This is a genomic window from Gemmatimonas sp., assembly GCF_044376735.1.
Lineage (GTDB): Bacteria > Gemmatimonadota > Gemmatimonadetes > Gemmatimonadales > Gemmatimonadaceae > Gemmatimonas.
In genome coordinates this window covers 14,777-27,049 of sequence record NZ_JBILKJ010000034.1, presented here as the reverse complement: position 1 = coordinate 27,049, position 12,273 = coordinate 14,777, and the positions used below count along the sequence as shown (strand labels likewise).

At 66.4% G+C, this 12,273-nt stretch carries 10 protein-coding genes; 2 read left to right on the top strand and 8 right to left on the bottom strand.

The window, feature by feature from the left end; translation table 11 throughout:
• Positions 1-190: 190 nt before the first annotated feature.
• A complete protein-coding gene (locus ACIRA7_RS07575; protein WP_396220245.1) occupies positions 191-2,491 on the bottom strand; it encodes a DUF5916 domain-containing protein in 2,301 nt (766 codons plus the stop codon).
• Between the two features lie 142 nt (positions 2,492-2,633).
• Between ACIRA7_RS07575 and ACIRA7_RS07570 the strand changes: the two genes are divergently transcribed.
• Positions 2,634-3,911, top strand: a complete 1,278-nt coding sequence (locus tag ACIRA7_RS07570) for an alpha-hydroxy acid oxidase (protein ID WP_396220244.1) — start codon at positions 2,634-2,636, stop codon at positions 3,909-3,911.
• 1 nt (position 3,912) lies between these two features.
• Here the strand turns inward: ACIRA7_RS07570 and ACIRA7_RS07565 are convergent, their stop codons facing one another.
• Together ACIRA7_RS07565 and ACIRA7_RS07560 are read right to left on the bottom strand one after the other, a co-directional pair.
• Positions 3,913-5,436, bottom strand: a complete 1,524-nt coding sequence (locus tag ACIRA7_RS07565) for a multicopper oxidase family protein (protein WP_396220243.1) — start codon at positions 5,434-5,436, stop codon at positions 3,913-3,915.
• A gap of 236 nt (positions 5,437-5,672) precedes the next feature.
• Positions 5,673-6,710: a hypothetical protein gene (locus tag ACIRA7_RS07560; protein ID WP_396220242.1), complete on the bottom strand. Its 1,038-nt coding sequence runs from the start codon at positions 6,708-6,710 to the stop codon at positions 5,673-5,675.
• Between the two features lie 90 nt (positions 6,711-6,800).
• On the opposite strand from ACIRA7_RS07560, the gene ACIRA7_RS07555 reads away from it, so the two are divergent.
• Positions 6,801-7,559, top strand: a complete 759-nt coding sequence (locus tag ACIRA7_RS07555) for a DUF4159 domain-containing protein (RefSeq protein ID WP_396220241.1) — start codon at positions 6,801-6,803, stop codon at positions 7,557-7,559.
• Here the strand turns inward: ACIRA7_RS07555 and ACIRA7_RS07550 are convergent.
• From ACIRA7_RS07550 to ACIRA7_RS07530, 5 genes are all read right to left on the bottom strand, one after another.
• Entirely contained in the window at positions 7,556-8,899 is a 1,344-nt protein-coding gene (locus ACIRA7_RS07550; RefSeq protein WP_396220240.1) for a hypothetical protein, read from the bottom strand. The genes ACIRA7_RS07555 and ACIRA7_RS07550 overlap by 4 nt on opposite strands.
• 90 nt (positions 8,900-8,989) lie before the next feature.
• Positions 8,990-9,313, bottom strand: coding sequence for a hypothetical protein (locus tag ACIRA7_RS07545; protein WP_396220239.1), 324 nt, complete (start codon positions 9,311-9,313; stop codon positions 8,990-8,992).
• Positions 9,314-9,508: 195 nt separating this feature from the next.
• Positions 9,509-10,285, bottom strand: coding sequence for a YdiY family protein (locus ACIRA7_RS07540; RefSeq protein ID WP_396220238.1), 777 nt, complete (start codon positions 10,283-10,285; stop codon positions 9,509-9,511).
• A 45-nt stretch (positions 10,286-10,330) separates the two neighbouring features.
• Positions 10,331-11,626 (bottom strand): NRAMP family divalent metal transporter, encoded by a 1,296-nt coding sequence (locus ACIRA7_RS07535; RefSeq protein ID WP_396220237.1) that lies wholly within the window; start codon positions 11,624-11,626, stop codon positions 10,331-10,333.
• A 5-nt stretch (positions 11,627-11,631) separates the two neighbouring features.
• On the bottom strand, positions 11,632-12,273 hold the full coding sequence (locus ACIRA7_RS07530) for a c-type cytochrome (protein ID WP_396220236.1): 642 nt from the start codon (positions 12,271-12,273) through the stop codon (positions 11,632-11,634).

Below are 12,273 nucleotides of genomic sequence, written 5' to 3'. Positions count from 1 at the left end.
GTTGTTTCCGTGTAATCCGCGGTCTCCGTGTTCTGGCCGTTAGCGATCTCCCGCCGCGCACCCATCGGTCGGCAAGCCCCGAAACAGCCAGAACACGGATAACGCCGATCAACGGAAACAACACGGATAAGCAAAAGATCAGCGCATACTCGCGCTGACCTTGCTCATCCCACATCACGCCTGCCGAGGATCAGCCACCCGTACCGAACTGGCGGGTGAACTTCATGAATACCGAGCGTTGCTGCGGTGCGCCGAGGTCGAAGAAGCTGTTCGCGGCGCGTCCGTCGTTCAGCACGATGAACAAGCCCGTGCCGGCCGTATTCAGCCAACCGAAGCGCACGTTCGACGAGAAGATCGCCTGCTGATTGTTGTACTGCGTGAGCGTCTGCACGAAAATGCGCGGCGAGAAGAAATAGTTCAGGCGCACCGCTTGCAGTGAGCGAATGAAGTTGCCTTGCGGCAGCCGCACGTCGTTGTAGTCGGCGGTGAACGAGCCGGAGAACGTGGCGCCGCGACGCAGGGTGATCGTCCCGCTGCCGCCGCTGCGGCGGCCGGTCCAGAACTGTCCCACATCGAAGCGGCCCGTGGCGGTGAGGTTCTCGCTCGGGTCAGTGGTGTAGTCCCAGCCGAAGGTGCCCCAATCGTACTGGCCGGCGGGAAGCACGACGCCCGGGGCGATCGTGAACGGCGCCTGAAGCCCCTCGTGCGAGATGTTGTACTCGGGGCCGAACTTCGTGCTGTTGGCCATCTCGATCTCGGTGAGATCGATGTGCCAGTAGCCCGACTGATAAAAGCCGTCGCTGATGCCGTACGCGCTGCGGTAGCTCACGTGCGGATTCCACTGACGGAACCACGCCCACTCCGGCTTGCGCACCAGGCGCATGAAGGACACGTCGTACGCGCGATAACCACCCGGACGGCTCATGAAGCCGACTTCCGGATTGAAGTCCTCGCCGATCTGCGCGATACGCGCGTTGTGATTCCACACGTTCGTCTGATACGCGATGCGCCCGCTGAAGGCGTTGGCGTCGCCATCGAGGCCGCGCGTGGTCGTCCGGGCCGCCCAGAGGTCGCTGGTCCAACGCTGCCCCAGGCCGATGCGGCTGTCCACGGCGAACGTGCGATTCACGTCGCCGCCATCGTCGGTGGCCATGCGCTGCACGACCATGGCGCCGATGCGTGAGCGCGCCGAGAGTTCGCGCGTGGCGCGCCCGACGGAGAACGACTGCCCCGCGCTCTGTTCGTCGGGGGCATCCGTCATCATCTGCAGCAGGCCCACCGTGGTGCCACCAATACGCCCCGACAGCCGACCGCCGCCCAGGATGGGCTGCGGTGTGCCGTTCTCGGAAATCCCGATGCGGCGAGTGAAGAACAGGTCGACGGCCTGCGGCGTCCCCGCCGAAAAGACACCGGCATTCTCGAGGAAGAATGGCCGCTTCTCGGGGAAGAAGATGGGAAAGCGCGTGAGATTCACGCGCTGGTCATCGACCTCCACCTGCGCGAAGTCGGTGTTGGCTGTGAGATCGAGGGTGAGCGCCGGCGTCACGCCGTACTTGATCTCGCCGCCGAACTCCGTGGGGCGCTTGCTGTCCTGCTTGATGCCGCTCGTCCAGCGCTCCTGCGACGACGCGAGCACATACGGCGTGACGGTGCGGATGCGACGGACCGGCAACGTGAGGTTGGCCAGATTGCCGGCAATGGAGAGGCGGTACAGGTTGAACTGCCGCGGAATGAACGACCAGTACAGCTCTTCGTTCTTGCGACGAATGTTGCGCGACACGTTCATGCCCCACGTCTGCTCCGCGCTGCCCGACTGATAGCGCAGCGTCGAGAACGGGATGCGGAACTCCGCCGTCCAGCCGAGCGAGTCGACGGTCGTCTTGACCGTCCAACTGGCGTCCCAGTTCACATTGAAGCCACCCATGCCACCGGCCTGCATGCGATTCTGGCCAGGGACCTGTGCGCCGCCCCCCTCGCCTTCGCGAATCACCTGCCCGTCGTACTCCACGCCGGCCGGCGTAGTCGCGAACACGAAACCGTTCTGGTGATCGTGATACGTGTCGAACACGAACGCGATATGATCGCTGTTGGCCAGCTGCACGTCGCGGATCTTTTCGCCGGGCACGATGAGCTGCGGCTCGCGATCGTACATGCGTGCGCCGATGTAGAGATTCACGCCATCCGTGGCCAGGCGCACTTCGGTGCGCTCCGAGGCCGGGACGCCTTCATTGAGCTCGCGTTGCAGGAAGTCGCGAATCGGCGTGCCCTGCGACCACATCGCCTCATCGAGCTTGCCATCGATGGTGGGGGCGGTGGTCACCCGCAGCGTGCTGAACGACGGCCGCGGCCGGGCGCGGGCCGCTTTCGCGAACGAATCGGCCACCGCGGCATCGAGACGCACCGGGGTGCTCGTCGGCGGGGTGACCTGCGCCTGCGCCGTCGGGGCGAGGGCGGTAATGGCGGCCAACACGGCCACCGCCAGAGTCGCCACCAGAGTGGTCGCGGACGTGCGGAGCGCAGAGCGCCGTAACGCGGAGAGGAGAGGCAACGGACGGGGAGCAGCAGGTGGGAAGGGAGCGTTCGCGCAATCTATGGCTCTGGACAACGGCGGGCGATGAGTGCCTCTTGAGGGTATGTCCATCGACCCCTCGCGCCGTCATTTCCTTACGTTTCTGGCGGGCAGTCCGCTGCTGGCTGCCGCCGGACTCGATGAATCCGTGTTCTCCCGGCTGCTGCACGCCAGCGACGGGCCGCGCACACGCCTCGACGACACCGCACTCCAGCTGGCGCAGGAGATCCGCACCGCCGGCGAGGCGCTCGACGTGTTCGACTTCGAGCCGGTCGCGAAGCAGAACATCCCCGTGGCCCACTGGGGCTATCTGGCCACCGGCACCGACGACGACGCCACCATTCAGGCCAATCGACAGGGGTTCGACCGCTGGGCGATGCGCCCGCGCCGCCTGATCGACGTGAGCCGACTCGATACCAGTGTGTCGTGGTTCGGCACCAAGTATCCCACGCCGATCATCGTCAACCCGCTCGGTAGCCAGAAGGCGTTTCACGAGCTCGGCGAGATCGCCACGGCCCGCGCGGCCAAGGCGAAGGATCACCTCATGGTGCTCTCCACCGTGGCCACCACGTCCATCGAAGATGTCATCGAGGCGCGCGGGGGACCGGTGTGGTTTCAGCTCTATCACCAGTCGGACTGGGCGGTCACCAGGCAGATGGTGAAGCGCGTGGAGAAGGCGGGCGCACCGGCCATCGCGTTCACGGTGGACCTGCTGGGCGGCAGCAACCGGGAAACCATGATCCGCGAGGCGCGGAAGGACACGCGCACCTGCACCAAGTGCCATCTGGGCGGCGCCCCGCTGCCGGGTGTGAGCGGACGCGTGGACGATCGCGACAACCGCCGCAAGCCGAATCTGGTGGGCTACCCGAAGGCGACGCCGATCCCGGAAGTGGGCACCCCCACCTGGGAGTTCATCGATCGCCTCAAGCAGTCCACCAGCATGAAGGTGCTGATCAAGGGCATCGTGACGGCCGAAGATGCCGATCTCGCCGTGCGGCACGGCGTGGACGGCCTGTTCGTGTCGAACCACGGCGGGCGCGCCGAGAACTCGCGTCGTGCCACCATCACGTCACTCCCCGACGTCATGCGCGGCACCGAGGGACGCATTCCCGTGATCTGCGACGGCGGTTTCCGCCGCGGCACCGACGTGTTCAAAGCGATGGCGCTCGGTGCCACGTCCGTCGGCATCGGCCGCCCCTACATCTGGGGACTCGGCGCCTTCGGACAGGAAGGCGTGGAAGCCGTGCTCGCCCTGCTGCGCAAGGAATTCGAAGTCGCGATGAAGCAGAGCGGCACCACGTCGCTGGCCGCGATCACCGCCAAGCACATCACGCCGGCGTGACCTACACGATCGCGTAGTTCAGCATCATCCCCATGTCCTCATGCACCATGTTGTGGCAGTGCATGAGGAAACGACCGCGGTAGCGGTCGAACGTGGCCGCCACCGACACCCGCTCGCCGGGATGCACGAGCACCGTATCCTTGAGGCCGCGCTCCCACGGCATGATGCGGGCGCGGCCGCCGATACGCTCGACCACGTGGAACTGCACTTCGTGGACGTGCACGGGGTGCGGGAACGGGCTGTCGTTCACGAACGTCCACACTTCCGTGTCGCCGAAGCGCACGGTTTCGTCGATGCGCTCCATGTCGAACTCGCGCCCATTGATGTTGTGCTGCATCATGGCGCTGTTGAACTGAAACGTGCGCGTGCGCTTCGCCGTTTGGGGATCGAGCGTGGCCATGCGCGGGAACGTGCGCGGCTTCCACGCCACCGGCGTGACCGCACGATCGACGGTGAACTCCACGAGGTCCATGGCGCCCCCCTGCGCGACACCGCCGGCACCCATGCGCCCCATGCCCATGCCGCCTCCCCTGCCGCGGCCCATCCCCATGCCGCCCATGCGCGCGGGCGACTCGAACGCCGCCGACATCAGCATCACGCGTGAGCCCACCGCGACCTTGCCGAAGTCGATCAGCAGGTCAGCGCGTTCACCGGTGCCCATGTCGATCTGCGTGAGCGTTTGCGGTGCGGGCAGCAGGCCGCCATCGTTGCCGATCAGCGTGAACGGCTGCCCGTTCGACAGCGCGAGCCGCAGGATACGCGACGTGGTGGCGTTCACGACGCGCACACGGTACGTGGTGGTCTCGACCGACCGCGACGGCAGGCGGATGCCGTTGGCGAATGCCGCATCGCCGAAGAACCCTTCCATCTGCTCATGCATCGCGGGTTCGTACGCGAACGTGCCATCGGCGGCGAGACGTCGGTCCTGAATCAGCAACGGCAGGTCGTGCTCGCCGGTGGGCAGGCCAAGGGCGTCCTCCGCTGCGTCGCCGATCACGAACAGCCCCGCCATGCCGCGATACGCCTGGATTCCCGTGCGATGGTGCGGATGCGCATGATACCAGTACGTGCCGGCGCGATCGATCACCGGGAACTCGTACTGGTAGGTGGCACCGGTCGGTATCGCCAGACGCGGATGTCCGTCGGCGCTCTCCGGCACACGCAGCCCATGCCAATGCAGGATCGTCGGCTCGCTCAACGCGTTCTCCAGCGTGATGCGGGCCGTGTCGCCGGTGCGCACGCGGATCGTCGGCCCCACCGGCCCGTCGCCCGGACTCCACGCCTCCACCGGAACGCCCGGTGCGATCTCCACACGGCGCGCGGCGGCGCGCAGCGTGAGACCATCGGCCGTCACCGTGGCCGGCATGCGCAGCGGTGCCCGCTCGAATGGAAGAGGGAGACCGGGCAGGCCGAGTGCGCGGCGCAGGCGGGCGCCATCGGTGAGGGTGGCGGCAAGCGCCGTGCGGGAGGCGAGCGTGGCGAGTCCCGCGACGCTGGTACGGGCAAGAAATTGGCGACGGTCCATCTCAGGACATTGGCACATTCGGGCCCGCCTCGCATCGGGTAATCGCCCTGCGGTGGCTGGCGATTCCCTGACGGTGCGGCGGAAGACAGCCGGGTACCGTGGGGCATCCCGAACCGGAGGATGCCGTGCGCCGAATCAACATGGCCGCCGTGGTACTCGTCGGCCTCGTCAGTCACGCCGGTGTGATCGTGGCGCCCGAAAAGGGGAGTCCGTTCACGGTGCCGGTATCGGTGCCCTCATCGGCCGTGAAAAATGGGACCGGGTGCCTCTCGGCGGCCGGACGAACGGCGCAACGCCGCGAAATCGGCGTACTGATCGGTCGCCACGAAATCGACGCCGGTGGCCAGGGCGGCGCGCCAGCGGGCCGCCGCCGCGGCGCGTGATCCGAAGTTGTACGACGCCGTGAACCCACGGTCCTCGGCCGGAGTGAATCCGTCGAGCGTGTAAAAGCGAATCCAGAATCCCTGCGCGTGCGCGCGCCGCACGAACGTGTGCAGTCGCACAGAGTCGGCCGGCACCCACGCGCCGGCGGTTTTCTGCCCCCCGGCCTCGATCACGCTCCACGGAAAGTTCACCCAGCGCACGAAGTTGTCGGCCGTGGCCGTGATGTGCTGCGCGCTGGTCATCAGCATGGCGCGACGTGCCCGGATCGTTTTGGTCGCACCGGGCACAGGCACTGGAGGCATGGCGCCGAAGGCACGCAGGGTCGCACCAACGGGCACCTCATCGTGAAAGCGGCGCCGTTGCGCCGTATCCGACCCGGTCAGCACGAGCAGCGGCCCGTTCACCAGCGGCTCGGCCCGTTCGGGCGTCGCGGTGCGCGGGGCCGTCGTCAGCCACGCGTCGTATTTTCCGAGCAGCGCCCACACGGCGTCGAGATGCGCCGGTGTGTTGTCCTTGAAATCGAGATTGAGCGTGATCAACGGCCACGTCTCCCGACGCGTTTCAGCCAGCGCTCGCTCCATGATGGGCCTGATGCGCGCAAAGAAGTAGGCGTCGAGCGTGGGCGCCCCCTCGAGCGCGTCGTCGTCGTGCGCCACGACCGACTGCGGTGGTCCCCCGTGCGCCGTGCGCCAATGGAGATCCTGCTCGATCGCCAACGGAAGGCCGGTGGCCAACGCGTCGTCGAGGCGCGTACTCCACTGGCCCCGCTCGGGGTACGCGTTGTGCGCGTCGAGCAGCACACGGGTACCCGGCCCGACGCCGCGGGCGGACTGCGACAGCGTGAACGCGAGTGCCAGCAGGGCCGTGGAGTGGATGAGCGGGCGCGTCATGCGGAGGGTTGGGAAGCCGGGTCAAGTAGCCGAAGCGGAACACCGGACACAAGTTATCCATCTCCTATGGCCACGACAGAGCGAGACAGGGTGAATCCATCTCCGCGGTTCCGACGGTCGATCCGATACGCGCTCACCACGCTTGCGCTGCTACTCATGGCCGCGCCGCTCGCCTGGTCGCAGCGTCAGCGGTTTATGATCGAGCCGAACGTGCCCTACGACGGTCGCTTCACGTTCGTACGGCTGCGCTACACGCAGGGGTATCGCATGGCCTGGAGTGCGGACTATCCGCAGATGGAGCGAAACTTCATGACGATCCTGAGCGATCTCTCCACGCTACGGTTGCACAAGAAGGCCAGCAACGTGCACGTGCTCGACGATCCGGCGCTCAGTCACTATCCGATCGCCTATCTCACCGAGCCCGGTTACTGGATTCCCACACAACAGGAAGCCGAAGCGCTCCGGCGCTGGATTCAGAAAGGCGGCTTCCTGATCGTCGATGACTTCTATTTCGACCGGCAGTGGGCCGTGTTCGAGAAGGCGATGCTGTCGGTGCTACCGAACGCGCGCATGGTACCGATGGACGTGTCACATCCGGTGTTCAACGCGTTCTTTCAGATCAAGACACTGGAAGGGATGACGCATCCGGCCACGCCGCTGGCGAAGGCGGAATACCTCGGAATCTACGAGGACAACGATCCCACCAAGCGGCTGCAGGTGATCATCAACTACAACAACGATATCGGCGACTACATGGAGTGGTCGGGAGAGGGCTGGTACCCCGTGAACTTCTCCAACGACGCCTACAAGTTCGCCACCAACTACGTGGTGTACGGCCTCACGCATTAGCGCGGAAAATCAGGCTTCGTTGCTGCGAGAATCTCCAGGATCGCCGCGCGATCACCGGGGTGCAACCGCGCGAACTCCGGACTCGGGTCAGTGCCAGTGAGAATCGCACGCAGCTGCCGGTACACTTCTCCCTTCGCCAAATCAGGCAGTGCGTTGAAGCTGTCGGAGTAGATCAGAAAGCTGAGCGGATACCGGAAGAGCCGCGTGGTGAGATCGAGGTCGCGCAGTGACCGCCCCTTCGCATCACGCGGTCCCGGCTTCATAAAGTCCTGCGCGTACGTGGTAGTGCCCATGACCGGACCGTCGAGCGTCGCTTCGCCCACGAACAGCATGGCGCGCACCAGCTTCTCGACGTCACGGCGCAGCCGGGCGGCCGACCCACCGCCGAGCATCGCACGCGAGGTCGTATCGCGACCACGCACGCGCGACATCGAATCCTCGAAGACGGCATCGGGTGCGGCTTCGTGCACCGCCGTGATCAGGTTGTGCACCGTGGTTTGATGCACGAGCACCATCAGCGCCACAATGTCACTCTGCGCCGACAGATACGGCGCCGCATCGAACTTCCCCGTGAGGTCGCGGCGCCCGCTCTCCGCGTTCATGTCGAGCTGCGCGCGATACGCCGGCTTGTCGGTGATTTCGTGCGCCAATTTCGGCGAGTACACGTTGCCGGCGTGCCCCCGAGCGCCCGCCGAGCCGGTGACATACCATCCCGCGAAGCGCTGCTTCATGGGGGTGGCGTCGGTGGTGCTGCCATCGTGCATGCCGACCACGGGGTAGCCGTACCGGTCGGCCAGGGTCGAGATCACCATGAACCCCGGCACGCCGCCGGTCGCGGAGCGCGACTGGTGGCACATGAGGCAGGTGGTCGTCTCGCGTGAGAATACCGGACGCGCCCGCTGCTCCTGACTGATCGTGTAGAAGATCGCGCCACGCACCGGATCGACGGTGGCGATCTCGAGAAACGTGCTTTCCTGCACGTAGCCGATGTACACGTCGTCGTTGAAGTAGATGGCACGCGGCGACCACGGCGTGATCTTGTCGGTTTGCAGGCTGGTGCGCGAGAACACAAGCCCCTGCGACGACACGGGGATGTGCAGCGTTTTCAGCAGCGCCGGCAAGTAGCCGAGGAGCGAGTCATGGGCGAGGGTGACCTCACCGGCATCGAGCTGGGCCTGCAGCCGCGCGATCGGGTCGCGCGTGGCGGGCGCGAACAGGCGCGGACGTCTCGGCACGGCGGTGGGTGCACTGCCCAGCGTCGCCGCTGCACCGAGCAGCGACACGAGCAGCGAGACGCCCACCGCGAAGGCGCCAAGAGAGCGTTGCAATCCGGTAGGCATCGTACCGGGTACGGTGCAACCGCGCGCGCATGACCGGAACCAGCGTTTCCCTTACGCCACACGGACCACGCACCTCGCTTCGTGCCTGAGCTACGGCACCGCCACGAGCGAACAGCCAACCCCGGAGCAGGTGAGCGCGACGAACACCTCGGAGCGAATCAGCCAGCGGCCGTCGCGCTTGACCCACTGTGCGGAATACCGGCCACCGATAATGACGGGGCCATCACGCGTTCCGTCGCGGCCTTCCCATTCGCCGGACTCGAAGGCGAGCGGCCACGGCGTACCGACCTCGACCTCGTTGGGGATTCTCTGGTACAGAATGCGTGGCGTCGAAGCCGCCGCGCCAACGGGCAGCTCGAACGCTACGCGAGCGGCTGCACGGCCGGCCACCGGGCCGCCAAGGGCGCGACGCACGTGATGTCCTCGGTCCAGAACGACATCACCGCGTCGAGGTCCCCGGCGACAATCGCCGCATTCTGCGCGGCGCGCGCCGCGCGCACCGCGTGTGCGTCGGCCGCTGTAAGTGAGGCACCTGATCGCAAGGTGTGCCGCCTCCTCACGCCGTGGCGCGCGGAGGCGTTGGCGCCGGGCATCGACGGGTGGGACACATCAATAGGTGAACTGCACGCCCGTGGTCAGCAGTCCATCGAACTTCTTGAAACGCACCGTCTGGGCCACACCCTTCACCGGCGGCAGCAGCGGCGGCGCGTTGTTGAAGTTCACGAGATAGCCGACCTTGATGCCGAAGCGCGCCGACAGCGGCGCCACCACGGCCGACTTGGCCGTCAGCAGCCACGCGTCGCTGGCACTGAAGTTCGGCGTGAACGTGGCGGTCTGCTCGAGGTACGCCGTCTTGGAGAAGTCGTGGCGATAGTTGCCACTCGCGTTGCCGACAAAGTCGTTCTGCGACGCGGCACCTCCCACGAAGCTGCGCTGCAGCGCGCCAAGGCCCAGGGAGAGCTGCAGCTTGTCGCGTTCCGTATCGACGAACTGGTAGCCGAGGCCAAACCCTTCCTGCACCTGGCTATTCAGTCCAGCCGGGGTGTTCCGCAGACCGGACGCGCCGAGGTACGCCGTCAGTTTCTTGGTGATGTCGAGGTCGCCGCGCAGCGACAGCTGGTACAGCTCCGCGTTGCGCACGCCATTCGCCGTACCGCGCAGCACGGCCGCGCTCTGCGAGAACTTCCAGTGTGCAAACTTGTAGCTGTAACGCTGACCGAGCGCGACCGTGGTCACTTGCTGGTTACCCTGACTGGCGGCAAGCGAAAAATCTCCGGCCACTTCATACGGGCGCTTGGGCGCGTCTTGGGCCTGGGCGATACCCGCGAAGAGCGAGACGCCCGACAGGAGGACCGCCGCACGCAGCAGGCGACGTGATGACGACATCGATGAAGACATTCCGAGCGGAGCGAAGGTGATGATACGAAAGCGCTAGCCGATCCAGCTCCACGCCATGCCGCCGAGACACGCCAAGACCAGCGCGAGACTCATCCAGCCCATCGTGCGCGAAATGGACGACGAGCGCGCCTCGCCCATTATCTCAGCATTCCCTGCCAAGAGCAACAAGCCGACAATGTGCAGCGGCAGCACCACGGCATTCACCACCTGACTGCTGTAGATCAGCGGAATGAGTGGAAGCCCAGGCAGCGCCACGACACTGACGCCCGCGACGGTGAGCCCAACGAACGCGGCATAGAACCAATGGAAATGCCTCGAGTCCAGGTCCAACGACGCCGGCTCGCCCACGCCTTCTGCGATCGAGTAGGACGTCGCGATCGGCACGATCGCCGCCGCCAGCAGCGACGATCCCAAGAGGCCAACGCCGAAGAAGAGCGTCGCGAACGATCCCGCGAGCGGGCGCAGGGCGGCCGCCGCGTCACCAGCGTCCACGATGTGCACACCGGCTTTGTGCAGCGTGGCCGCACAGGCCACGGCGATGGCGAGTCCGACCACGCCGGTGAGTACGGAGCCCACGACCACGTCCACCCGCTCCCAGCGCAGCGACGCCAGCGTGATCTTCTTGTCCACGGCGTACGATTGAATGAAGGCCAGCCCCCACGGCGCGAGCGTTGTGCCCAGCGAGGCCGCGAGGGCGATCCAGCCGTCACGACTCAGCGGCAGGCGCGGCACGACGGACCCGTAGGCGACCTCCGCCCATACCGGGCCGGCCAGAATGCCGTCCACCACGTACAGCGCGAGCGTGGCCGAGATGGCCAGCAGCACCTTCTCCACCCGCGCGAACGAACCCAGCACCACGACCAGCGTGATCAGCGTCCCCGCCGTGATCGCGCTCAGCCACGCCGGCAGTCCGATGAGCGACCCGGCCGCGGCCACACCGGCATACTCGGCGCAGATCGTGCCGAAGTTGGCGAACAGCAGCCCGAGCACCGCCGCGTAGCCCCAGCCCCGCCCCCAGCGCTCGCGCACGAGCGCCACGAACCCTTTGCCCGTGGCCGCGCCGATGCGTACCGCCACCAGATGGAACTGCACCAACAGCACCGTGGAGGCGGGAATGATCCAGAGCAGCCGATAGCCATGCTCGGTGCCGAGAATCGAATACGTCGTGATGCCGGCCGGATCGTCGTCGGAGAGCCCCGCCAGCAACCCCGGCCCCACGACCGCGAGCACCGACGCCAACGCACTCGCGCCAGCCAGCCGCATCGCGGCGAAGCGCGCCATGATCCCGCGCCGGTGATGCGCCACGGCGTGGGCGGGAGCGCGCTTCACATGTTTCACTCTCTCGCAGCGGCGTTGGGCTTGCGATTGTCCGGCACAAAGTGGTCGCGCGCCGGCATGCGGACGGCTCGCAGCGTGGCCGCATCGAGCGTGGTCGTGTCAGGAATGATGGCGTTGGCCGACAGCAGGTACGCGGTCACAGCGTATACCTCATCGTCGGTCATCGAACCCGGCGTGGCGAAGGGCATCGCCCGCTTGATGTAGTCGAATACCGTGGTGGCATGCGGCCAGTAGTTGCCGATCGTCTTGGTCTTGTTGGTCGTGGCGAACTGGAACTCCGGCTTGGGAGCACCGGCGGAATCACGCCCCACCAGCTTGGGAAAGGTCGGCATTCCCTCGCCCTTGGCTCCGTGGCACTGCGCACATTGGGCCGCGTAGACGACGGCCCCTTGCGCCACCGTGCCACGTCCGGCGGGGAGCTCCGCTCCATCCTGGCCGATGTCCTGATTCATCGCCGCGATCGCGGAATCGGCGGCGGCATGTCCCAACCCGTATGACGCCTTGGCGCCCGGCCCGCCCGGCACCGCCCCGGCGTCATACGACGCGAACGACGCATTGGTGGCATCGGCGGTCGCCTTCGCACCACCGCCACAGGCCGCGAGACAGGCCACCGTTACCAGTGCTGCTGCAATACGCAT